The 20,435-nt window shown below is 66.6% G+C and carries 26 protein-coding genes and 1 pseudogene; 16 read left to right on the forward strand and 11 right to left on the reverse strand.

Going from position 1 to position 20,435, the window contains the following annotated elements:
- Positions 1-4: 4 nt before the first annotated feature.
- The gene (aspS, locus tag E5P2_RS06140; RefSeq protein WP_162566264.1) at positions 5-1,807 is read left to right on the forward strand and encodes an aspartate--tRNA ligase; all 1,803 of its coding nucleotides are present in this window, start codon (positions 5-7) and stop codon (positions 1,805-1,807) included.
- Positions 1,808-1,844: 37 nt separating this feature from the next.
- Here the strand turns inward: aspS and E5P2_RS06145 are convergent, their stop codons facing one another.
- The gene (locus E5P2_RS06145; RefSeq protein WP_232080592.1) at positions 1,845-2,579 is read right to left on the reverse strand and encodes an IclR family transcriptional regulator; all 735 of its coding nucleotides are present in this window, start codon (positions 2,577-2,579) and stop codon (positions 1,845-1,847) included.
- A gap of 140 nt (positions 2,580-2,719) precedes the next feature.
- Between E5P2_RS06145 and E5P2_RS06150 the strand changes: the two genes are divergently transcribed.
- The 9 genes and pseudogenes from E5P2_RS06150 to E5P2_RS06190 all read left to right on the forward strand — a co-directional run bounded on the left by E5P2_RS06150 (position 2,720) and on the right by E5P2_RS06190 (position 9,116).
- Entirely contained in the window at positions 2,720-3,709 is a 990-nt protein-coding gene (locus tag E5P2_RS06150; RefSeq protein ID WP_162566266.1) for a Bug family tripartite tricarboxylate transporter substrate binding protein, read from the forward strand.
- A gap of 13 nt (positions 3,710-3,722) precedes the next feature.
- Positions 3,723-4,559: a DUF1295 domain-containing protein gene (locus E5P2_RS06155; protein ID WP_162566267.1), complete on the forward strand. Its 837-nt coding sequence runs from the start codon at positions 3,723-3,725 to the stop codon at positions 4,557-4,559.
- A 20-nt stretch (positions 4,560-4,579) separates the two neighbouring features.
- Positions 4,580-5,047 (forward strand): dihydroneopterin triphosphate diphosphatase, encoded by a 468-nt coding sequence (gene nudB / locus E5P2_RS06160; RefSeq protein ID WP_162566268.1) that lies wholly within the window; start codon positions 4,580-4,582, stop codon positions 5,045-5,047.
- A gap of 14 nt (positions 5,048-5,061) precedes the next feature.
- Positions 5,062-5,808, forward strand: a complete 747-nt coding sequence (locus tag E5P2_RS06165; protein WP_232080593.1) for an endonuclease/exonuclease/phosphatase family protein — start codon at positions 5,062-5,064, stop codon at positions 5,806-5,808.
- 70 nt (positions 5,809-5,878) lie between these two features.
- Positions 5,879-6,610: a GTP cyclohydrolase I gene (gene folE / locus E5P2_RS06170; RefSeq protein ID WP_162566270.1), complete on the forward strand. Its 732-nt coding sequence runs from the start codon at positions 5,879-5,881 to the stop codon at positions 6,608-6,610.
- 5 nt (positions 6,611-6,615) lie between these two features.
- Positions 6,616-7,038, forward strand: a complete 423-nt coding sequence (locus E5P2_RS06175; RefSeq protein ID WP_162566271.1) for a BLUF domain-containing protein — start codon at positions 6,616-6,618, stop codon at positions 7,036-7,038.
- 33 nt (positions 7,039-7,071) lie between these two features.
- Positions 7,072-7,953 carry a DMT family transporter gene (locus E5P2_RS06180; RefSeq protein ID WP_162566272.1) on the forward strand — a complete coding sequence of 294 codons (882 nt, stop codon included), beginning with the start codon at positions 7,072-7,074 and terminating at the stop codon, positions 7,951-7,953.
- A 14-nt stretch (positions 7,954-7,967) separates the two neighbouring features.
- Positions 7,968-8,799: pseudogene (locus E5P2_RS06185) on the forward strand (DUF429 domain-containing protein).
- A 119-nt stretch (positions 8,800-8,918) separates the two neighbouring features.
- Entirely contained in the window at positions 8,919-9,116 is a 198-nt protein-coding gene (locus E5P2_RS06190) for a CsbD family protein (protein WP_162566273.1), read from the forward strand.
- A gap of 46 nt (positions 9,117-9,162) precedes the next feature.
- Here the strand turns inward: E5P2_RS06190 and E5P2_RS06195 are convergent, their stop codons facing one another.
- The 6 genes from E5P2_RS06195 to E5P2_RS06220 form a co-directional block, all read right to left on the reverse strand.
- On the reverse strand, positions 9,163-9,711 hold the full coding sequence (locus E5P2_RS06195; RefSeq protein ID WP_162566274.1) for a ferritin-like domain-containing protein: 549 nt from the start codon (positions 9,709-9,711) through the stop codon (positions 9,163-9,165).
- On the reverse strand, positions 9,708-10,154 hold the full coding sequence (locus tag E5P2_RS06200) for a hypothetical protein (RefSeq protein WP_162566275.1): 447 nt from the start codon (positions 10,152-10,154) through the stop codon (positions 9,708-9,710). Before E5P2_RS06200 ends, E5P2_RS06195 begins: the two co-directional genes overlap by 4 nt.
- Positions 10,141-10,521, reverse strand: a complete 381-nt coding sequence (locus E5P2_RS06205; protein ID WP_162566276.1) for a hypothetical protein — start codon at positions 10,519-10,521, stop codon at positions 10,141-10,143. Before E5P2_RS06205 ends, E5P2_RS06200 begins: the two co-directional genes overlap by 14 nt.
- 54 nt (positions 10,522-10,575) lie before the next feature.
- On the reverse strand, positions 10,576-10,950 hold the full coding sequence (locus E5P2_RS06210; RefSeq protein ID WP_162566277.1) for a hypothetical protein: 375 nt from the start codon (positions 10,948-10,950) through the stop codon (positions 10,576-10,578).
- Positions 10,951-11,001: 51 nt separating this feature from the next.
- Positions 11,002-11,166, reverse strand: coding sequence for a DUF1328 domain-containing protein (locus E5P2_RS06215; RefSeq protein WP_162566278.1), 165 nt, complete (start codon positions 11,164-11,166; stop codon positions 11,002-11,004).
- Positions 11,167-11,335: 169 nt separating this feature from the next.
- Positions 11,336-12,676 (reverse strand): CHASE3 domain-containing protein, encoded by a 1,341-nt coding sequence (locus E5P2_RS06220; RefSeq protein WP_232080594.1) that lies wholly within the window; start codon positions 12,674-12,676, stop codon positions 11,336-11,338.
- A gap of 108 nt (positions 12,677-12,784) precedes the next feature.
- Between E5P2_RS06220 and E5P2_RS06225 the strand changes: the two genes are divergently transcribed.
- A complete protein-coding gene (locus E5P2_RS06225) occupies positions 12,785-13,417 on the forward strand; it encodes a response regulator (RefSeq protein WP_007837167.1) in 633 nt (210 codons plus the stop codon).
- 41 nt (positions 13,418-13,458) lie between these two features.
- Here E5P2_RS06225 and E5P2_RS06230 read toward each other — a convergent pair whose 3' ends face one another.
- The 4 genes from E5P2_RS06230 to gpmA all read right to left on the reverse strand — a co-directional run bounded on the left by E5P2_RS06230 (position 13,459) and on the right by gpmA (position 17,191).
- Positions 13,459-13,863, reverse strand: coding sequence for a response regulator (locus E5P2_RS06230; RefSeq protein ID WP_162566279.1), 405 nt, complete (start codon positions 13,861-13,863; stop codon positions 13,459-13,461).
- Positions 13,864-14,102: 239 nt separating this feature from the next.
- Positions 14,103-14,861 carry a HesA/MoeB/ThiF family protein gene (locus E5P2_RS06235; protein ID WP_162570356.1) on the reverse strand — a complete coding sequence of 253 codons (759 nt, stop codon included), beginning with the start codon at positions 14,859-14,861 and terminating at the stop codon, positions 14,103-14,105.
- A gap of 43 nt (positions 14,862-14,904) precedes the next feature.
- On the reverse strand, positions 14,905-16,347 hold the full coding sequence (locus tag E5P2_RS06240; RefSeq protein ID WP_162566280.1) for a S41 family peptidase: 1,443 nt from the start codon (positions 16,345-16,347) through the stop codon (positions 14,905-14,907).
- 100 nt (positions 16,348-16,447) lie between these two features.
- Positions 16,448-17,191, reverse strand: coding sequence for a 2,3-diphosphoglycerate-dependent phosphoglycerate mutase (gene gpmA, locus E5P2_RS06245; protein WP_162566281.1), 744 nt, complete (start codon positions 17,189-17,191; stop codon positions 16,448-16,450).
- A gap of 72 nt (positions 17,192-17,263) precedes the next feature.
- Between gpmA and E5P2_RS06250 the strand changes: the two genes are divergently transcribed.
- The 5 genes from E5P2_RS06250 to nadC all read left to right on the forward strand — a co-directional run bounded on the left by E5P2_RS06250 (position 17,264) and on the right by nadC (position 20,432).
- Positions 17,264-17,671 (forward strand): rhodanese-like domain-containing protein, encoded by a 408-nt coding sequence (locus E5P2_RS06250; RefSeq protein WP_162566282.1) that lies wholly within the window; start codon positions 17,264-17,266, stop codon positions 17,669-17,671.
- A 20-nt stretch (positions 17,672-17,691) separates the two neighbouring features.
- On the forward strand, positions 17,692-17,952 hold the full coding sequence (gene grxC, locus E5P2_RS06255; protein WP_162570357.1) for a glutaredoxin 3: 261 nt from the start codon (positions 17,692-17,694) through the stop codon (positions 17,950-17,952).
- Positions 17,953-18,045: 93 nt separating this feature from the next.
- Positions 18,046-18,510: a protein-export chaperone SecB gene (secB, locus tag E5P2_RS06260; RefSeq protein ID WP_162566283.1), complete on the forward strand. Its 465-nt coding sequence runs from the start codon at positions 18,046-18,048 to the stop codon at positions 18,508-18,510.
- A 24-nt stretch (positions 18,511-18,534) separates the two neighbouring features.
- Complete coding sequence (locus E5P2_RS06265; RefSeq protein ID WP_162566284.1) at positions 18,535-19,536, forward strand: NAD(P)H-dependent glycerol-3-phosphate dehydrogenase; 1,002 nt, start codon at positions 18,535-18,537, stop codon at positions 19,534-19,536.
- A gap of 20 nt (positions 19,537-19,556) precedes the next feature.
- On the forward strand, positions 19,557-20,432 hold the full coding sequence (gene nadC, locus E5P2_RS06270; RefSeq protein ID WP_162566285.1) for a carboxylating nicotinate-nucleotide diphosphorylase: 876 nt from the start codon (positions 19,557-19,559) through the stop codon (positions 20,430-20,432).
- Positions 20,433-20,435: the final 3 nt, after the last annotated feature.

Consider the following 20,435-nt stretch of genomic DNA (forward strand, 5'->3'; position numbering starts at 1 on the left):
AGCTATGGCCATGCGTTCTCACTATTGCGGTCTCGTGACCGAAGCCCTGATGGGCGAAACCGTCACCCTGTGCGGCTGGGTCAATCGCCGGCGCGACCACGGCGGCGTGATCTTCATCGACCTGCGCGACCGCGAAGGCTACGTGCAGGTGGTGTGCGATCCCGACCGCGCCGCGACCTTCGCGACCGCGGAAGGCCTGCGCAACGAGTTCTGCGTGCAGGTCGTCGGCCTGGTGCGCGCGCGTCCCGAGGGCACGGTCAACGAGAACCTGAAGAGCGGCAAGATCGAAGTGCTGTGCCAGGAGATGAAGGTGCTCAACCCGTCGGTCACGCCGCCGTTCCTGCTGGACGACGACAACCTGTCGGAAACCACCCGCCTCACGCACCGCGTGCTGGACCTGCGCCGCCCGGTGATGCAGCGCAACATGATGCTGCGCTACAAGGTCACGATGGAGGTGCGCAAGTTCCTCGATGCCAACGGCTTCATCGACATCGAGACGCCGATGCTCGGCAAGTCCACGCCCGAAGGCGCGCGCGACTACCTGGTGCCCAGCCGCGTGCACGACGGCAGCTTCTTCGCGCTGCCGCAGTCGCCGCAGCTCTTCAAGCAGCTCTTGATGGTGGCCGGCTACGACCGCTACTACCAGATCGTCAAGTGCTTCCGCGACGAAGACCTGCGCGCCGACCGCCAGCCCGAATTCACGCAGATCGACATCGAGACCTCGTTCCTCGCCGAAGAGGAAATCCGCGAGATGTTCGAGGGCATGATCCGCAACGTGTTCCGCAACGCCGCGGGCATCGACCTGCCGATGTTCCCGACCATGAGCTACGGCGACGCGATGTTCAAGTACGGCTCGGACAAGCCCGACCTGCGCGTGAAGCTCGAATTCACCGAACTCACCGAGCTCATGAAGCGCGTGGAGTTCAAGGTGTTCTCGGGCGCCGCCAACATGGTCGGCGGCCGCGTGGTGGCGCTGCGCGTGCCCGGCGGCGGTGCAGAAGGCGGGCTGTCGCGCGGCGAGATCGACGCCTATCAGGAGTTCGTGAAGATCTACGGCGCCAAGGGGCTGGCCTACATCAAGGTCAACGACGTCCAGGCCGGCCGCGAAGGCCTGCAGAGCCCGATCGTCAAGAACCTCGACGACAACGCGCTGGCCGAGATCCTCGCCCGCACCGGCGCGCGCAACGGCGACATCCTGTTCTTCGGTGCCGACAAGGAAAAGGTCGTCAACGATGCGATCGGTGCGCTGCGCGTCAAGATCGGCCACAGCGCCTTCGGCCGCAAGACCGGCCTGTTCGACGACCGCTGGGCGCCGCTCTGGGTGGTCGATTTCCCGATGTTCGAATTCGACGAGGAAGGCCAGCGCTGGTCGGCCGTGCACCATCCGTTCACCGCGCCCAAGGACGGGCACGAGGACCTCATGGACACTGCGCCCGAGAAGTGCATCGCCAAGGCCTACGACATGGTGCTCAACGGCATCGAGATGGGCGGCGGGTCGGTGCGTATCCATCGCGAGGAAGTGCAGAGCAAGGTGTTCCGCGCGCTCAAGATCAGTGCCGAGGATGCGCAGAACAAGTTCGGCTTCCTGCTCGATGCGCTGCAATACGGCGCACCGCCGCACGGCGGCATCGCGATCGGCCTGGACCGTCTCGTCATGCTGATGACCGGTGCCGAGTCGATCCGCGACGTGATCGCCTTCCCCAAGACCCAGCGCGCGCAGGATCTGCTGACGCAGGCGCCGAGCCCGGTCGACGAGAAGCAACTGCGCGAGCTGCACATCAAGTTGCGCAACGTCCAGGCCGTCTGAGGCCGGGCAACACCACGGGCCTGCGGGACGGCCGCGCTCAGTGCGCAGCGTCGTCCGTCTCCATCCATTCGAAAGGCTGCACCTCCGTGCGCAGTTGCGTCCCGAGTTCGGCGCGGCGCCGCGCCGGCATGCGGGCATTGATCGCGGCGATGCTGATGCCCGCGTAGCTGTGGGCCGACAGCTGGAACGCGCAGCCGACGCCCGAGGTCTGCTCGGTGCGCGCATCCACCATTTCGGCATGGCCTGACCGGCGCGCTGCGCGGATCAGGGACATGAGCCTGGCGAGGCTCATGTGGGCGCGTGCATAGTCGGCAGGGTGCCGCGCATGCATGGCGGCGACGTCGGCATCTTCCATGCGGGCCATCCGGTCGACACCCACCGCGCTCAGGCCCAGCAGGCGGCGGCTCCCGGGCTCGACGACGAAGGCCTTGATCGGATAGGAGCCTTCCTCGCGGTGCAGGCAAAGCGCATGGTCGCCGCTCTGCACGATCAGGAACACGGTGTCGCCGGTAAGCCGCGCGATCTTCTGCATCGCCGGGCGAAGCCGCTCGATCACGGGTGCCATGCCGGCCGACACCAGCCCCAGTTGCATGGCTTCCATGCCCAGCCGGTAGTGCTGCGATCCGGGCGGGCGCTCGACGAATTCCTGCTTCACCAGGCAGGCCAGCAGCCGATGCGCCGTCGAGCGGTCGATACCGCTCAATGTGATCAGGTCCTTCAGCCGGATGCCGGTCGCGTGATGGGCACCCACGTGCCTGAGCAAGGTCAGCACGCGGACTGCACTTTGAACGCCACCGGTGGCGCGAGGAGTTCCCATGATGCGAGAGAAAGTTGAAAAAGAGTTTGTACTGCGGGAATCTCTCTTTTCCAATGAATCCCGTCAAGCGCACCGCGCCGATGAAGGAGACACCGATGACACCGCATCCACGCCGAATCTTTCTGACCCAGCTGATGGCGTCCGGCGCCTCGCTCGCAGCCTCGCCCGGCTTCGCGCAGACGCCCGACTACCCGAGCCGGCCCTTGCGCATCGTCGTGCCCTTTGCACCCGGCGGTGGGGGCGACGTGCTCGGCCGGCTGTTCGCCCAGAAGTTTTCCGAATCGATGAAGCAGCCGGTGATCGTGGAGAACAAGCCGGGTGCGAGTTCGGTGATCGCTTCGGATTTCGTCGCCAAGTCGGCACCGGACGGCTACACCCTGCTGCTCAACGTGCCGCTGCTGGTGCAGACGATGAGCCTCTACAGCAAGCTGCCCTATGACGCGCTGGCGGACCTGACGCCGGTGACCGATCTCGCGATTTCGCCGCAGTGGCTGGCGGTGAGCACGGCCAAGGTGAAGGCCACGACCTTCAAGGCCTATGTCGAGGAAGCCCGGCGCAACCCGCAGGACTACAACTACGCCTCGATCGGGCCGGGCTCTTCCGGCCATCTGCTGGGCTACGCGCTCAACGAGGCGAATGGCCTCGGCATGACCCACGTGCCGTACAAGGGCAGCGCGCCGGCCATGATGGCGCTGATGAGCGGCGAGATCGCGGCCGTCTTCCTCGACTTCGTGACGCTCAAGCCGCAGCTCGCGGTCGGCAAGGTACGGCTGCTCGCCGTCACCGGCAGCCAGCGCTCGCCACTGACGCCCGATGTGCCCACGCTCGCCGAGTTGGGCTATCCGGGCTTCGAGGCAGCCGCCTGGGCCGCGCTGTTCGTGCCCGCCAGGACGCCGCCCGAGGTGATGGCGCGGCTCGAAAGCGAGATACGCAAGGTGCTGGCGCAACCCGATGTGCAGGCGCGCGTGCGCGAACTCGGCTACGAGCCGGGCGGCATGCCGCACGCGCAGTTCGTGGCGCAGGTCCGCACGGACGCGGCGCGCTGGGGCGCGCTGATCAAGAAGGCCGGCGTCAAGCTCGACTGAAGGAAAACCATCCATGTGCGCAGATCTCGCTCCCGGGTTGCTGGTCAACCTCCTCATGACTGCCGTGCTGTCCCTCGGCGTGCAGTTCCTGCTCTGGCGCATCAGCGTCAAGACCGGCGACGCCACGCTCGCGGACTGGTGGTGGGGGCTGGGCTACGGCACGATCGCGCTGGTGACCTATGCCCATACGGCGGGCGTCGGCGTGGAGTCGCGCAAGCTGCTGATCACGGCCTGCGCGCTGATCTGGGGCGTGCGCCTGTCAGCCCATCTCGTCATGCGCAGCCGCGCCGACGGTTGGCGCGAGCTCGACCGCTACGAGAACTACCGCAAGCAGGCGGCCGCAGCCGGCATCGACGCCGACTGGTACATCTACCGCAAGGTGTTCGGGATCCAGGGCATCATGATGTGGATCACCTCGCTGCCGCTGCAGGTGGCGCAGTTCTACCTGCAGCCGACCGAGCTCGGCCCGGTCGCGATGATCGGTCTGGCGGTCTGGGCCATCGGCTTCTTCATGGAAGCGCTGTGCGACTGGCAGCTCGGCCGCTTCAAGGCCGATCCGTCGAACAAGGGCAGGGTGCTCGACACGGGCTTCTGGCGCTACACGCGCCACCCCAACTATTTCGGCGAGGCGCTGGTCTGGTGGGGCATCTTCCTGATCGCATGCGACCACTGGGTCGGGCTCTTCACGATCGTCTCGCCCCTGCGCATGCATCACCGCATGGCCTATCGGCAGGGCATCGGTTGGCTCGAAGCCAAGATGAGCAACCTGCGGCCCGAATATGCCGACTACATCCGGCGCACCAATCGTTTCTATCCCTGGTTCCCCAAGCGGCGCGGCACTGCGCGATAGGCGAAAATCGGCGGCATCCGATGTCGCCGAAGCCCTTCAAGATCCCCGAGTCCGTGCTGGTCGTGATCCACACGCCGGCACTCGATGTGCTGCTGATCCGCCGTGCCGATGCCGACGGGTTCTGGCAATCCGTCACCGGCAGCAAGGATCGCGAGGACGAGCCGCTGGCGCTCACAGCCGCACGCGAGGTCGCCGAAGAAACCGGCATCGATTGCGGCGAAGCCAGCGCGCTCGCTCCACAACTGGTGGACTGGCAGCTCGAGAACGTCTACGAGATCTATCCGCGCTGGCGCTCGCGCTACGCAGAGGGCGTCACGCACAACACCGAGCACCTGTTCGGCCTGTGTGTGCCCGAGCGTCTGACGCCACGGCTCGACCCGCGCGAACACACGGCCTGGCGATGGCTGCCCTGGCGCGAAGCCGCCGACGCCTGTTTTTCCCCTTCGAATGCGGAAGCCGTCCTGCTGCTGCCACAATTTGTGCGATGAATCCGCCAGCGAGCATGAATGGTTTCCGGGTGGCCACCTACAACATCCACAAGGGTGTGCAGGGCATCGGGCCGGCGCGGCGGCTCGAGATCCACAACCTCGGCCATGCGATCGAGCAGCTCGACGCTGACATCGTGTGTCTGCAGGAAGTGCGCAAGATGAACCGCCAGGCCGCTGCGCGCTTCAGCCGCTGGCCCGAGCTGCCGCAAGCCGATTTCCTTGCGCCCGAGGGCTATACGGCGGTCTACGAGACCAACGCCATCACCCGCCACGGCGAGCACGGCAACGCGCTGCTGACCCGCTGGCCGGTGCTGCGCAAGACGCACCAGGACATCTCGGACCACCGCTTCGAGCAGCGCGGGCTGCTGCACGTGGCGATCGACGTCGATGGCCTGCTGGTGCATGCGATCGTGGTGCATCTCGGTCTCATCCGGGGCAGCCGCGTGCGGCAGGTTGCGCTGCTGCGCGATTTCATCGAGCGCGAGATCCCGGCCGGCGAGCCGTTGATCGTGGCCGGCGACTTCAACGACTGGGGTGCGCGCATGCGCTACGCGATGAACGCGATGGGCCTGCGCGACGCGAGCGATCTGCGCGGACCGCGCACGCTGACCTATCCCTCGCGCCTGCCCGTTGCGCAGCTCGACTTCATCTACGGCCGGCAGATCGAGGCGGTGGCGAGTTCGGTGCCGCGCGGTCCCATCTGGGCCCGCATGTCCGATCACCTGCCGCTGGTCACGGATTTTCTGCTATCAAAACAGTAGCTTCGCGCCGAGGCGGGTCGCGCCCTGCAGCGGTGGCCGTCCGAAATACATTCGCTGTTAGGATGCACCCATGCTAAGGACCACCGACGCCGCACTGCGCCCCGAGGACGGGGCAGGAGACGAGGGCACGCCCGTGTCCGTGAAGATACGCGAACGCCTGCTCGCCGCGCGCCGGCGCTTCAATGCCAACGACAACATCGCCGAGTTCATCGAGCCCGGCGAACTCGAGCATCTGCTCGACGAGGTCGAGGTCAAGATGAAGGGCGTGCTGCAGAGCCTCGTGATCGATACCGACAACGATCACAACACCGGCAACACCGCGCGGCGCGTCGCCAAGATGTACCTGAACGAGGTGTTCAAGGGCCGCTACGTGGCGCCGCCGCCGCTGACCGAATTCCCGAACGCCGAGCATCTCAACGAGCTCATGATCGTCGGGCCGATCACGGTGCGCAGCGCCTGCTCTCACCATTTCTGCCCGATCATCGGCAAGCTCTGGATCGGCGTCATGCCGAACGAGAAGACCAACGTGATCGGCCTGTCCAAGTACGCGCGCCTGGCCGAGTGGGTCATGGGCCGGCCGCAGATCCAGGAAGAAGCCGTGGTGCAGCTGGCCGACCTGATCCAGGAGAAGACGCAGCCGGACGGCCTCGCGCTGGTGGTCGAGGCCGAGCACTTCTGCATGCAATGGCGCGGCGTCAAGGAAATGGACAGCAAGATGATCAATTCGGTGATGCGCGGCGTGTTCCTGAAGGACCCCAACCTTCGCCGCGAATTCCTTTCCCTGTTGCCGCGCAAGGGCTGAACCTCATGCTCGTACGACTTCTCTACGCCAGCCGCGCCGTCGACAACAGCCCGGCCGCCATCGAGGCGATCCTCGCGCAATCGCGCTCGCACAACACGGCCTGCGGCATCACGGGCATCCTCTGCTACGGCGCCGGCGTCTTCCTGCAAGCCATCGAAGGCGGCCGGATGGCGATCAGCGAGCTGTACGGCCATATCCAGAAAGACCCGCGCCACAAGGACGTCGTACTGCTGCACTACGAAGAGATCTCCGAGCGCCGCTTCGGTGGCTGGACCATGGGGCAGGTCAATCTCTCCCGCCTCAACGCATCGACGCTGCTGAAGTATTCCGAGCGGCCCGAGCTGGATCCGTACTCGGTGTCGGGCAAAGTGTCGCTCGCGCTGCTCGAGGAACTGATGGCCACTGCCGCCATCGTCGGGCGGCACTGAAGCCGACGGATCCGGCATCCGACTGATCCGGGAGTGCCCCTTTCCGCGTTCGCACTGATCCTGCTTGCCGGGGTCATCCACGCCAGCTGGAACATTGCCGCCAAGAAGGCGAACGGCGACGCGCGCTTCGCGTTCCAGACCGGCGTGTTCATGATGGTCGTGTGGGCCCCGCTCGGCATCGCGCTGGGCTGGAACGTGGTGCCGCACTGGGGCGCTGGGCAGTGGAGCCTGGTCGTGGCGAGCGGCGTGCTGCACGTGTTCTATTACGTGATCCTGCTGCGCGGCTATCGCAAGGCCGACCTCACGGTGGTCTATCCGCTGGCGCGCGGCTCCGGCCCGTTGCTGTCGTCGCTGGTGGCGCTTGTCTTTCTCGGCGAACACATCAGCGTGACCGGGGTCGCGGGCATCGCCGGCGTGGTGCTGGGCGTGTTCCTGATCGCGGGCGGACCGCGGCTGTGGCGCGGCACGCACGATGCAGCCCGGCGCCAGCGCGTGCACAAGGGCATCCGCTACGGCGTGGCAACCGGCGCCTTCATCGCGGCCTACACCGTGACCGACAGCTACGCCGTCAAGTTCCTCGCCATGTCGCCGATCCTGGTCGACTACTTCGGCAACATCGTGCGCGTCGTCCTGCTCGCACCCGCGGCACTGCGCGACCGGCCGGCCACGCTGCGGCTCTGGCGCGAGCAATGGAAGTACGCGTTGATCGTCGCGGTGATCAGTCCGGTCTCGTATGTGCTGGTGCTCTATGCGGTGCAGCAGGCACCGATCTCGCACGTGGCGCCCGCACGCGAGGTGTCGATGCTGTTCGCGGCATTGATCGGCGGCCACCTGTTGCGCGAGGGCGATCGCGTGCTGCGGCTGGTCGGCGCACTCTTCATCGCCGCCGGCGTCGTCGCGCTCGCGCTGGGCTGAGCGCGGCGTCGGCGATGCTGCTTTTCGGCTGCGACTTCTCGAGCGCGCCGACCGCGCGCAAGCCGATCGTGATCGCGCTCGGCACCGTGCAGGCGGGCTGCGTCACGCTGACCGGCCTTGAACACTTCGCGTCGCTCGATGCGTGGGGCCAGTGGCTGCACAGCGCGCCGGAATGGATCGGCGCTTTCGATTTTCCGTTCGGGCTGCCGCGTGAACTGGTCGAGCACCTGGGCTGGCCGCTGCAATGGCAGGCGTTGATCGCGCACTACGCGGGCCTTTCGCGCGCCGAGATCCGGGAGCGCTTCGTGGCGTTCTGTGCCGCGCGTCCCGTCGGAGGCAAGTTCGCCCATCGCGCGACGGACGGTCCTGCAGGATCGAGTCCGTCGATGAAGTGGGTGAATCCGCCGGTCGCGTTCATGCTGCATGCCGGCGTCCCGCGGTTGCTGGAGGCAGGCGCTTCGCTGCCGGGCCTGCACATGCCCGTGGAGTGCGGCGCACGCATCGCATTGGAGGCCTATCCGGGCCTGCCTGCGCGCGAGCTGATCGGGCGTCGCAGCTACAAGAGCGACGATGCCGCTTCGCAGACGCCCGCGCGCCGCGCGGCGCGCGGCGCGCGAAGACCTTCTGGCGGCGCTCGAGAAAGGTGCTTCGCGCCTCGGCCTTCGACTGGCGCTCGATGACGCGGCGCGCGCTCATCTGCTGGACGATGCGAAAGGCGACCGCATCGATGCCGTGCTGTGCCTCGTGCAGGCGGCCTGGGGTGCGGCGCGCCGCACGAGCGCCGGGCCGGGCTATGGGCTGCCCGAGGGCATCGATCCGCTCGAGGGATGGATCATCACGGCCTGATATCACCGCGTCCTACACGAGGTCGGGCCAGCGCCGTCGATCGCCGGCTGCAGCCCGTGGCTAGATTGAAATCAGTGGTTCAACCGAATCACGCACATCAACTTGCAAAGGACATCGGTATGAACAAGGATCAAGTGGCAGGACGCGTCGAGGAAGCCAAGGGCAAGATCAAGGAAGCGGCCGGCAAGGTGACGGGCAGCGAGAAGCTCAAGGAGCAAGGCGCTGCGGACCAGGCCAGCGGCAAGGTGCAAGCCACCTACGGCGACACCAAGGAAAAGGTCAAGGACGCCATCAAGAGCGGCGCCGACAAGCTCTGACGAAAAGGCCCGGTCACCCGGGCTTTTTCACGTCTGTGCGGCGGCCTTACTTCGTCAACCAGTCCTTCAGCTCGTCGGCATGTTCTTCCTCGTCGGTGAGGATTTCTTCGAGCATGCGCCGGGTGGTGGGATCCTTGTCGCCGACCAGCATGATCATCTGGCGGTACGACTCGACCGCGATGCGTTCGGCCACGAGATTGGCGCGGACCATGGCTTGCAGGTCCTTGGACTCGTCGTAATCCGCATGGCTGCGCTCGCGCAGTGAATCGGGGTTGAAATCCGGATCGCCGCCCAGTTGGACGATGCGCTCGGCGATCTTGTCCGCATGTGCCGTCTCTTCGTTGGCATGCACGAGGAACTCGTCGGCAATCGCGGGGGAAGAGACGCCGGAGGCGGTGAAATAGTGGCGCTTGTAGCGAAGAATGCAAACCAGTTCGGTGGCGAGCGCATCGTTGAGCAGCTTGACGATGTCGTCGCGCCACGGGCCGGAGCTGGGTGTGACGGCGCCATCGTCGATGCTCTTGGCGGCGGCATCGATGGCCTTCTGGTCCAGCGTCAGGTGCTGGTGTGGGGTTGCGCTGGAGGGCTTGTTCATGGGGGATCCTTTCGTGGGCGTGTGTTTTTCTGCATCAGCGTGGTGACCAGGTCGGCCACGTCCGAGGTTTTCAATACCGCAGCGAGCACCGCCGTGATCGACAGCAACCGCCAGGGCTTGATCAGCACGACCAGGGCGCCGGCGGCCGCGGCGGCCGCGATGAGCTTGGCCGGTTCGTCGCGCGCATAGCGATCGAGAAGAGGGCGCGCCAACTGGCCGACCGCGTTCGCGGGATGCCGGCGCCACCAGCGCTGCGTCACGCCGCGCACCAGCGATGCCCATGCAAACCGGTCTGCGTTCCGTTCGTGCCGCGGTGCGGAGCTTGCATCGTCCGATGCGCGCGCTTGCCGCGGCTCGTCGCCATGCAATTGCGCGACCAGCGCGCGGCGCGACAGCGCGAGGCGCTGCTGAGGGCTCAGTGTCCGGAGCTCAGGCGCCATCATGGTCGCCCGCGAGGTGGAGTGCCCGTACGTCGGCATCGAGCTGCGCACGAAGGTCGGAGAAGCCGTGGAATTCGGTCGGCCGCGCCGCCACGAAGGTTGCGATCAGCGCGATGAGGATGGCGACGCCGGGGACGACCACCAGCACCCAGTGAAAGCGCCCATCGAGCACGCCGAGCATCACGGCAACGCCGATCAGGCCGAGCGCCAGCATGGCGCTGACCGCGGCCAGCATGCCGGCAACGAGCCGCGCGACCAGTACGCGACTCGCCTCGGCGGCTTCTTCCCGGACGAGTGCGCCGTAGTTGGCAACGTGTGTGGCGATCAGCTCCGGATGCCCGAGCACCGTGGAAAAAATGGGATGAAGCATGGGTGCAGTCGAGCGAGAGCGATCGCAGGCGCGCCGATCGATACGGGCGCTGGATCAGTAGTCGTCCCGGCGGCGGCTTGCGAGCACGATCAGCGCGGTGATGGCGGCGCCCGCAGCCGCGGCGATGAGCACCGAACGCACGGGTTGGTCAGAGATGTACTTGCCCGTCACGTCGGCCGCCAGCTCGAGCCGGCGCTGCGCCCGGGCGCTGGTCGTCGATGCGGCATCGAGCCCGCGCTGAACGGCCTGCTGAACACGCGCTGCCAGTTGCTCCACCGCGGGCTCGGCGTCGCGGCGCAGGTCGCGTACCTTCTCGCCGGCCGCGTTCACCGCGTTCTGCGCGTAGGCTCGCGTCGTATCGATCGCGTCGTTGGCAGTCTGGCGAGCGTCGTCGGCCAGTTGCGATGGCGTCTTGGTGGTCGTGTTCATGTGAGAAATCCTTCAGGGAAATGGGTTGCGGGCGTGCTCATCGTAACGACGCTATCTGCGTCGCATCAAGCCCGCGATGAAGCTGGCGAGCGCGAGGACGATGAAGACCAGGAAAATGATCTTCGCGATGCCGACCGCGCCGGCTGCGATGCCGCCGAAGCCGAGCAGTGCGGCAATCAGGGCGATGACCAGAAACACGACTGCGTAATACAACATGCTGAACTCCTTTTCGAGGGCGGTCTCGTCGTTGTGGATGGCGCCTCGTCCGGTACTGGATGGCGTGGGATCCACGTTAAGTGGCGCACCTCGAACACCCTGTCAGCAGCAGGGGTCTGGAGGCGTAGGAGAGGGCCGAATGAGGCTCGACCCCCTGGGAGTCGGCGATTCAGGCGGCCTTGGCAGGCATCACCGCGCTCAGCTTCGTGCCCCGGCCGGGCGTCGACGAGACCGTCAACTTGCCCTTGGCCGTTTCCACGCGGTGCCGCATGCCCGCCAGCCCGTGCGATGAGGGGCGGCTGCGTTGCGTGTCGAAGCCCTCGCCGTTGTCGGTTACTTCCACGACGACGTGGTTGCTGTAGTTCTTCATCACGATGCTGACCTCGCTCGCCTGCGCGTACTTGCCGATGTTGGTCAGGCCTTCCTGCACCATCCGGTAGACCGTGAGCTGGTTCGATTCGTCGAGCGACACCGGTTCCAGCACCATCTCCACTTCCATGCCCGAACGCTCGGCGAATTCCCGTCCCAGGATCTCGAGCGAGGCGATGAGTCCCAGGTTGGACAGCGAGGACGGCCGCAGGTCTTCGATGATGCGCCGCTTCAGCGCGATGCCGCTGTTGAGGAGGTCGTTCAGATGCTGCAGCCGCTGGATGGCGTCCGGTGCCTCCACCAGCCTCGATTTGAGGCGCGCCACGTCGAGCTTGGCCGCGGTCAGCAGCGAGCCGAGTTCGTCGTGCAATTCGCGCGCCAGATAGCCGCGCTCGGTCTCGCGCACTTCCTGCAGGTGGGTGGCGAGTTCGGCCAGCGTTGCGGTGCGTTCGCGCACCTCGTCCTCGAGCGCATTGCGCTCGCGCTGCAAGGCCAGCTGCTGGCGTTCGCCGGCTAGGCGCAAGGCATGGGTCTGCCGCAGGTACAGGAAGAAGGCGAAAAGCCCGGCCAGGGCCACGAGGGCGATGCCGACGCGCGCGAAGCGCAGCGACTTCGCGATCTGCCGCTGCCCCTGCAGCAGGGCCTCGTTGCTGTTGAGGATCAATCCGCTGGCGATGGTCCGGATGGCGTCCATCTCTTCGCGGCCGACATCGGTCGTGATGACGAATTTCCATGCATCGTCGTTGCCTTCACTGCGCAATCGGACGCTCATGTCCATTTCCGCGAGCTTGCGTGCGACATGTCCGGAAAGCTGGGCCAGACGCTCGGTCTCGTTCGGCCTGCCGGCATAGAGCAGGCGCAGCGCGGCCAGGTTGCCCTCCAGCTCTCGGGCCGCGACGTCGTACGGTTCGCGGTAGCGCTTCTCGCCGGTCAGCAGGTAGCCGCGCTGGCCCGTCTCGGCGTCGACCACGTTCTGCATCAGCAGATTGAGCACCAGGCGCACGCGCTGCGCCTCGCTCACCTCGGCGAGTGCCCGGTGGGATTGACGGTAGCCGGCTTCGTTGATGCCCACGAGCGCAAGCGCCGCGAGCGCCGCGAGCGTCAGGCCAAGGGCCATCTTCGGGAAGGCTAACCAGCGCATGAAATCTCCGGTGGATACCCGCCGCTCAAATTCGGGAATAATCAAAGCCGTTCAGGGACCCGGCATGTTGCGACGCGTAAGGTCGCCATGCAACGACGAAGGTAACAGATGATCAAGATCGGAATTGTGGACGACCATGCCATCGTGCGCTCCGGGTTGCGCCAGTTTTTCTCCGAGCATGTGGATCTGCGGGTGGCGGGAGAGGCTGCCAGCGGACGCGAGGCGATCGAACTCGTGCGCACCACAGAACTCGACGTGCTCGTGATGGACCTTTCGATGCCTGGGCAAAGCGGCATCGATGCCCTGGCGATGATCCGCGCCAAGGCGCCCGACGTCGGCATCCTGATCCTCAGCGGCTATCCCGAGGAACACTATGCGATGAACCTGATCCGGCAGGGTGCCAGCGGCTACCTCAACAAGGAATGCGATCCGATCGAGATCGTGAACGCGATCCGCACCATCTCGCTGGGCCGCCGCTACATCACGCCCGCCGTGGCGGAACTGCTCGCACGCCAGCTCGACCGCAAGGACGACGCGGCGCCGCACGAGCAACTGTCGGAACGCGAATTCCAGGTGTTCCTCAAGCTGGCCAAGGGCGAGACGGCGGGCGACATCGCCAAGACGCTCTCGCTGTCCGTCAAGACCGTCAGCACCTACCGCACGCGGCTGATGGAGAAGATGAACCTCTCGTCCAACAGCGACCTCACGTACTACGCGCTGAAGAACAAGCTGATCGATTGATTCGAAGGCTGCCCCGTGCACTGGCGGCACGGGCCGCAGTGTCACTCGCGGCTGGCGGCTTGCTGGAGTTCGGTCGTTTGCCGGATGCAGAAGTCGATCAGCCCATCGATCTCGTTCGACTTGTCGAACACGGCATCGACCCCGAATTGCGCGCACCGCTTGCGGATGTCGGTCGTCGCGTAGTTGCTCAGCACCACCACCTTCTGGTCCGGCCGCCGCGACATGCACGCCTGCAGCACGCCGAGGCCGCTGCCCTGCTTCAGAAACAGATCGACGATCGCCAACTGCCAGCTGTCGCTGTTCTCGGCCAGCCATGCGGTGGCATCGGCCTCGGTCTCGGCGAAGCCGATCGCCGAAATGCAGGTGAGCTCCTCGAGGGTGCCGATCAGATTCTCTCTGATGGTGACGTTGTCTTCGACGATGTAGGTTTTCAATCTTGCGTCCATGGCGAACCTCGCCCTCTGGGATCGAGCTTCGCCGGCTTGCCCGTTGCCAGGAAAAGGACCGTCGAGATGCTTGAAGCGATAGGCATGCATCATGCAGGGTTCGCGTCGCGCCGGCTGTAGGCGTGATCTTACGGAGGCCATGCAGTTCCGGTCTCCGGAGGACGCGGCGGCGGCCGGTGCCGCCAAGGCGAAGAAGCAATAGTCGGCTGGCCGCGCGAGGCGCCCGAGGGGCGGGCGCCTCAGCCGTGCGCGCGGTGCCCGCACACGCTGCAGGCGGGATCGCGCGCGACGCGCAGCGTGTCGAACGTCGTCCGGCGGCCATCGAACATCAGCAGGCTGCCGGCCAGCGAAGGACCGATGCCGGCGAGTAGCTTCAAGGCCTCGCTGGCCTGCAGGGTGCCGATGGTGCCGACCACGGGCGCGAAGACGCCGAGCACTGCGCAGCGCGTTTCCTCGAAAGCGGCGTCGGGCGGAAAGATGCAGGCATAGCAAGGCGACGCCGCGTCGCGCGTGTCGTACACGCTCAGCTGCCCGTCGAAGCGGATGGCCGCGCCGGCCACCAGGGGCCTGGCGTGCGCGACGCAGGCCTGGTTCACCGCGTGGCGTGTGCCGAAGTTGTCGCTGCAATCGATCACCACGTCGGCCGTCGCGACGAGCTGCGCGAGCAGCGCCGTGTCGGCACGCAAGCGGTGGGTGTCGACCACGACCTGCGGATTGATGGCGTGCATCGCCTCGGCCGCGGAATCGACCTTCGCCATGCCGATGCGCGCGCTCGTGTGGGCGATCTGGCGCTGGAGGTTGGTCAGGTCGACCTCGTCGTCGTCGACCAGCGTGACCCGGCCGACGCCGGCTGCAGCCAGGTAGAGCGCCACTGGCGAACCGAGTCCGCCGGCGCCGATCACGAGCGCATGGCCTGCGCTCACCCGCGCCTGGCCGTCGATGCCGAACTCTTCCAGCAGGATATGGCGCGAGTAGCGCAGGAGCTCGGAGTCGTCCATGCGCACCGTGATCGCCGGGGCTTGCGAACAAGCCACGCGGGGATCAGTTGTCCTTCTTCTCTTCCTTGTTGTCGACGATCACCTGCGTCTTGCTGACCAGCACCGGCTGGCCGCGGAGGCGATTCAGGGCCTGCATCAGCGGGAAGTCCTTGTCGGAGCCGAACTCGGGCACCTTGCGGTCCTGCGGCGGCTTCAGGGCTTCTTCCTCGAGGCGCTTGCGGGCATCGTCGCGCGCCTTCTCGCGCTCGGGGTCCTTCGTCTCGGGGCCCTGGCCGCTGGCCAGATGCTTCTCGAGATCGGCCTCGCGCATGCGCAGCGCCGCAAAGGGACTGCCCTCGGCGCTTTCGTCGACCAGCACGTTCGGCACGATGCCCTTGGCCTGGATCGAGGTGCCGCTCGGCGTGTAGTAGCGCGCCGTCGTGATCTTGAGGCCGGTGTCGGGTCCGAGCGGGCGCACGGTCTGCACCGAGCCCTTGCCGAAGGTCTGGCTGCCCATGATGACGCCGCGCTTGTGATCCTGCAGGGCGCCGGCGACGATCTCGCTGGCCGAGGCCGAGCCCTCGTTGACCAGCACCACCAGCGGCACCGTCTTGAGCGCCGCGGGCAGGCTGCGCAACGGGTCGCTGCCGGCACGCCGCTGGTAGAACTCCGGCGCCGCCTTGTAGACCGCCTTGCTTTCGGCGAGCTGGCCGTCGGTCGTGACGACGGTCACGTTCTCGGGCAGGAACGCGCTGGAAATCGCCACCGCGGCGTCCAGCAGGCCGCCCGGATCGTTGCGCAGGTCGAGCACGATGCCCTTGAGGTTCGGATCCTGCTTGTAGAGCTCGTCGACCTTCTTGACGAAGTCGTCGACGGTGCGCTCCTGGAACTGCGACACGCGGATCCAGCCGTAGCCCGGTTCCATGATCTTGCCGCGGACCGATTGTGTGCGGATTTCCTCGCGCGTGATGGTCACGGGGAAGGTGCGGCTCTCGTCCTTGCGGAAGATCGTGAGCGAGACCTTGGTGTTGGCCTCGCCACGCATGCGCTTGACCGCATCGTTGAGCGACAGCCCGCGCACGGCGGTGTCGTCGATCTTGGTGATCAGGTCGTTGGGCTTCAGGCCGGCGCGGAAGGCGGGGGAGCCCTCGATCGGCGACACCACCTTGATCAGCCCGTCTTCCTGCGAGATCTCGATCCCGACCCCGACGAAACGCCCGGTGGTGCCTTCGCGGAATTCCTTGAACGACTTCTTGTCGAAATACTGCGAATGCGGATCGAGCCCCGCGACCATGCCGGCGATCGCATCGGAGATGAGCTTCTTGTCATCGACCGGCTCCACGTAGTCGGTCTTCACCATCCCGAACACGGCGGCGAGCTGCTGCAACTCTTCCAGCGGCAGCGGCGCCAGCGAGCCGCGTGCCATGGTTTGCAGCGAGACGGTGGTCAGCACGCCCGCCATGGCGCCGGCTGCAACCCAGCCGGTGATCTTCAGTTTCTGGCCCATGTGTGAATATTCCTTGTCGCCTGTCAAACCAATATACACAGCTTGGAAGCAAGTTGCCTGCCGGGGTTCCTTGAACCCGTTGCCAGATGTTTGGTTTTCATCAAGTCCTGCCCTGCGCCGCGATGGCGGCGACCGCCTTTTCGGCCGCGGCGGCATCGCCGAGGTAGTAGTGCCGCAAGGGCTTGAGTTCGTCGTCCAGTTCGTAGACGAGCGGAATTCCGTTGGGGATGTTGAGGCCCACGATGTCGTCGTCCGAGATGCCGTCGAGGTATTTCACCAGGGCGCGGATCGAATTGCCATGGGCTGACACCACCAGCCGGCGACCGGTGCGGACCGCCGGGGCCATCGATTCGTTCCAGAACGGCAGCACGCGTGCCACCGTGTCCTTCAGGCACTCGGTCAACGGCACCTGCTCGGGCGGCAGCTTGGCGTAGCGCAGGTCGCTGCGTTCGCTGCGCGGATCGCCGGGCTCGAGGGGCGGCGGCGGCGTGTTGTAACTGCGCCGCCACACCAGCACCTGTTCGTTACCGTACTTCTTGGCCGTCTCGGCCTTGTTCAGGCCCTGCAGGCCGCCGTAGTGGCGCTCGTTGAGGCGCCACGAATGCACCACCGGCAGCCAGGTGCGATCGAGCTCGTCGAGCGTGTGCCAGAGCGTGCGGGTGGCGCGCTTGAGCACGCTGGTGTAGGCCACATCGAAGTCGTAACCCTCGGCCTTGAGCAGCCGGCCGGCCTGCTTGGCCTGCTCGATGCCGGTGTCGGTCAGGTCGACATCGGTCCAGCCGGTGAAGCGGTTTTCGAGATTCCAGGTCGATTCGCCGTGGCGGATCAGTACCAGTTTGTGCATGGAGGAGGCCTTTGGGAATGCTTGCCGAAACCCGACATTCTAAAATCCCGGGTTTGCCACAGAAGGAACACCGTGAAATTCATCGTCGACAACTGGCTGCTGATCGTGATTGCGCTCAGCTCGGGCGGCATGCTCGCATGGCCGATGGTGCGCGGCGCGAATGCCGGATCGCTGTCGGCGCAGGGCGCGGTGCACCTCATCAACCGCGAGCGCGCGGTGGTGGTCGATGTGCGCGAGCCCGACGAATTTGCGGCAGGCCACGTGACCGGCGCCAAGAACGTGCCGCTCGAACAGCTCGAAGCCCGGCTGCCCGCCGCCGTGAAGAACAAGTCGGTTCCGTTGCTTCTCGTGTGTGCCACGGGTGCGCGCGCGCAGCGCGCGGTGGCCACGGCCCGGAAACTCGGCTACGAGCAGGCCCAAGCGGTGGCCGGCGGGCTCAAATCGTGGAAAGCGGCTAATCTGCCGGTTGAAAAGGCCTGAACTTCCACAAGATGAGCACGATGCAAGCCGTCAAGATGTACACCACCGCCGTTTGCCCCTACTGCATTCGCGCCAAGCAGATCCTCAAGTCCAAGGGCGTCGATCGGATCGAGGAGATCCGCATCGACAGCGACCCCCAGGCGCGCGCCACCATGATGGACCTCACGCAGCGGCGCACGGTGCCGCAGATCTTCATCGGCGACATCCACGTCGGCGGCTGCGATGACCTGATCGCGCTCGACGGCCGCGGCGGCCTCGTGCCGCTGCTGCAGGGCGCCTGATCCCCCGGGCGATAATCCCCTTCGCGTCCTCTCTCCGGCCCGCCGCGCACGTCTCGTCGCTGCGGGCGTCGTTTTGACTCTCGAAAGTTCAGCATGGCCGACCAGCAAGCCCAAGATCCCGTGTTCCAGATCCAGCGCGTCTACCTGAAAGACCTGTCGCTCGAACAGCCCAATTCGCCCGCCATCCTGCTGGAGCAGGAACAGCCCACCGTCGACATCCAGCTCGGCGTCGATGCGCAACCGGTGTCCGACGGCATTTTCGAGATCACCGTCTCGGCCACCGTGCAGACCAAGATCCAAGACAAGACCGTGTTTCTGGTCGAGGCCAAGCAGGCCGGCATCTTCGAGATCCGCAACCTGCCGGAGGACCAGATGGGTCCGATCCTCGGCATCGCCTGCCCGCAGATCGTCTACCCCTACCTGCGCGGCAACGTCGCCGACGTGATCCAGCGCGGCGGCTTCCCGCCGGTGCATCTGGCCGAAATCAACTTCCAGGCGATGTTCGAACAGCAGCAGGCCCAGGCGGCGGGGCAACCCTCGCCCATCGTCACGCAGTAAGTCTCGCAACCTGCGTCGACGCCGATGAAGATCTGCGTTCTGGGTGCCGGTGCCTGGGGCACGGCACTGGCGGTGAGCGCGGCCTCGCGCCACGCGGTCACGCTGTGGGCGCGCGATGCAGCCCAGCATGCGGCCATGTCGGCGGCGCGGCAGAACGCGCGCTATCTGGCCGGCGTTTCCCTTCCTCCCTCGCTGCGCCTTGCCACCGGCGAGGCGCTCGCGGCCGTGCGGGGTTCCGAGCTCGTGATCGTGGCGACACCCATGGCCGCGCTGCGCGAGCAGCTCGCGCTGCTGCACGATGCGGCGTGTCCGGTGGCCTGGCTCTGCAAGGGCGTCGAGCCGGCGCGCGCGGGATCGGGCGCCTTCGGCCTTCTCGCCAACGAAATCCAGGCCGGCGTGGCGCCGCGGCTGATGGCCGGTGTGCTCAGCGGTCCCAGCTTTGCGCAGGAGGTGGCGCAGGGACGGCCCACGGCGCTCGTCGCGGCCAGCCGCCATGCGCCGTTGCGCGACGCGCTGGTCGAGGCCTTTCACGGTCCGACGCTGCGCGTCTACGCCAATGACGACATCGTGGGCGTCGAGGTCGGCGGCGCCGTCAAGAATGTGCTGGCCATCGCGACCGGCCTGGCCGATGGGCTCGCCCTCGGCCTCAATGCGCGCGCCGCGCTGATCACGCGCGGCCTGGTCGAAATGACACGCTTCGGCGTCGCCCTGGGCGCGCGGCCGGACACCTTCATGGGCCTGTCCGGGCTCGGCGACCTCGTCCTCACCGCCACCGGCGATCTGTCGCGCAATCGCCAGGTCGGCCTGCTGCTCGCGCAGGGCCGCACGCTGGCACAGGCCGTCGATTCTCTCGGCCACGTGGCCGAAGGCGTCTATTGCGCGCGCACGGTGGTGCAGCGCGCGCGGCATCTGGGCGTCGAGATGCCGATCGCCGAGGGCGTGGTGGCGCTGCTCGACGGCCGCATGCAGCCCGCCGAGGCCGTGGCCGAACTGATGCGCCGCGAGCCCGGCACCGAATCCTCCTGATCGATCCGTTCAACGAACCCATGACAAGCTTCTTCGACTTTTCCGAGGCCAGCGTGCGCGAACTCGCGCTGGACGATGCACGGCGTGCGCTGCGCGAGGATGCCGGCGACGGCGACCTCACTGCCGGATTGGTGACCGCTGGTTCCCGTGCCACGGCGCGCGTGCGGCTGCGCGAAGCGGCGGTGCTGTGCGGCGCGCCCTGGGTAGAGGCGGTCGTGCGGCAGCTCGATCCGCAAGCCCGCGTGACATGGCACTGCAAGGAAGGCGCGCACGGCGCGGCCGACCAGACCGTGCTCGAGCTCTCGGGCGATGCGCGGGCCTTGCTCACGGCCGAGCGCACGGCGCTCAATTTCCTGCAACTGCTCAGCGCCGTGGCGACGCGCACCGCGGCCTATGTCGCGGCGGTGGAAGGCACGCGCGCGCGCATCGTCGACACCCGCAAGACGCTGCCGGGCCTGCGTCTGGCCCAGAAGTACGCCGTGCGCACGGGCGGCGGCACGAACCATCGCATCGGGCTGTACGACGCCGTCCTGATCAAGGAAAACCACATCGCGGCGGCCGGTGGCGTGGGCGCTGCGCTGCGCGCTGCCGCGCGCGTCGCGGCCGAAGCGAAGTTCATCGAGATCGAGGTCGAAACCCTGACCCAGCTCGACGAGGCGCTGGCCCACGGCGCGCGCATGGTGCTGCTGGACAACATGGACCTGGCGACCCTGCACGAAGCCGTGCGGCGCAACGAGTCGGCCGGCGCGGCGCGGGCGGTGCTCGAGATCTCCGGCGGCGTCACGCTCGACAGCATCCGCGCGCTGGCGGAGACGGGCGTCGATCGCATCTCGGTCGGTGCGCTCACGAAAGACATCAAGGCGATAGACTTTTCGATGCGCTTTCAGGAGGCCTGACAT

It is taken from the genome of Variovorax sp. SRS16, assembly GCF_901827165.1.
Classification (GTDB): Bacteria; Pseudomonadota; Gammaproteobacteria; order Burkholderiales; family Burkholderiaceae_C; genus Variovorax.

What these genes read in the sequence shown, in the direction of transcription:
- E5P2_RS06240 (WP_162566280.1), bottom strand. Translation starts at nt 16,347, where the DNA reads ATGGGCCAGAAACTGAAGATCACCGGCTGGGTTGCAGCCGGCGCCATG.
- nudB (WP_162566268.1), top strand. Translation starts at nt 4,580, where the DNA reads ATGTCGCCGAAGCCCTTCAAGATCCCCGAGTCCGTGCTGGTCGTGATC.
- E5P2_RS06200 (WP_162566275.1), bottom strand. Translation starts at nt 10,154, where the DNA reads ATGATGGCGCCTGAGCTCCGGACACTGAGCCCTCAGCAGCGCCTCGCG.
- E5P2_RS06225 (WP_007837167.1), top strand. Translation starts at nt 12,785, where the DNA reads ATGATCAAGATCGGAATTGTGGACGACCATGCCATCGTGCGCTCCGGG.
- E5P2_RS06195 (WP_162566274.1), bottom strand. Translation starts at nt 9,711, where the DNA reads ATGAACAAGCCCTCCAGCGCAACCCCACACCAGCACCTGACGCTGGAC.
- grxC (WP_162570357.1), top strand. Translation starts at nt 17,692, where the DNA reads ATGCAAGCCGTCAAGATGTACACCACCGCCGTTTGCCCCTACTGCATT.
- E5P2_RS06205 (WP_162566276.1), bottom strand. Translation starts at nt 10,521, where the DNA reads ATGCTTCATCCCATTTTTTCCACGGTGCTCGGGCATCCGGAGCTGATC.
- nadC (WP_162566285.1), top strand. Translation starts at nt 19,557, where the DNA reads ATGACAAGCTTCTTCGACTTTTCCGAGGCCAGCGTGCGCGAACTCGCG.
- E5P2_RS06220 (WP_232080594.1), bottom strand. Translation starts at nt 12,676, where the DNA reads ATGCGCTGGTTAGCCTTCCCGAAGATGGCCCTTGGCCTGACGCTCGCG.
- E5P2_RS06165 (WP_232080593.1), top strand. Translation starts at nt 5,062, where the DNA reads ATGAATGGTTTCCGGGTGGCCACCTACAACATCCACAAGGGTGTGCAG.
- E5P2_RS06190 (WP_162566273.1), top strand. Translation starts at nt 8,919, where the DNA reads ATGAACAAGGATCAAGTGGCAGGACGCGTCGAGGAAGCCAAGGGCAAG.
- folE (WP_162566270.1), top strand. Translation starts at nt 5,879, where the DNA reads ATGCTAAGGACCACCGACGCCGCACTGCGCCCCGAGGACGGGGCAGGA.
- secB (WP_162566283.1), top strand. Translation starts at nt 18,046, where the DNA reads ATGGCCGACCAGCAAGCCCAAGATCCCGTGTTCCAGATCCAGCGCGTC.
- E5P2_RS06150 (WP_162566266.1), top strand. Translation starts at nt 2,720, where the DNA reads ATGACACCGCATCCACGCCGAATCTTTCTGACCCAGCTGATGGCGTCC.
- gpmA (WP_162566281.1), bottom strand. Translation starts at nt 17,191, where the DNA reads ATGCACAAACTGGTACTGATCCGCCACGGCGAATCGACCTGGAATCTC.
- E5P2_RS06175 (WP_162566271.1), top strand. Translation starts at nt 6,616, where the DNA reads ATGCTCGTACGACTTCTCTACGCCAGCCGCGCCGTCGACAACAGCCCG.
- E5P2_RS06235 (WP_162570356.1), bottom strand. Translation starts at nt 14,861, where the DNA reads ATGGACGACTCCGAGCTCCTGCGCTACTCGCGCCATATCCTGCTGGAA.
- E5P2_RS06215 (WP_162566278.1), bottom strand. Translation starts at nt 11,166, where the DNA reads ATGTTGTATTACGCAGTCGTGTTTCTGGTCATCGCCCTGATTGCCGCA.
- E5P2_RS06230 (WP_162566279.1), bottom strand. Translation starts at nt 13,863, where the DNA reads ATGGACGCAAGATTGAAAACCTACATCGTCGAAGACAACGTCACCATC.
- E5P2_RS06265 (WP_162566284.1), top strand. Translation starts at nt 18,535, where the DNA reads ATGAAGATCTGCGTTCTGGGTGCCGGTGCCTGGGGCACGGCACTGGCG.
- aspS (WP_162566264.1), top strand. Translation starts at nt 5, where the DNA reads ATGGCCATGCGTTCTCACTATTGCGGTCTCGTGACCGAAGCCCTGATG.
- E5P2_RS06155 (WP_162566267.1), top strand. Translation starts at nt 3,723, where the DNA reads ATGTGCGCAGATCTCGCTCCCGGGTTGCTGGTCAACCTCCTCATGACT.
- E5P2_RS06210 (WP_162566277.1), bottom strand. Translation starts at nt 10,950, where the DNA reads ATGAACACGACCACCAAGACGCCATCGCAACTGGCCGACGACGCTCGC.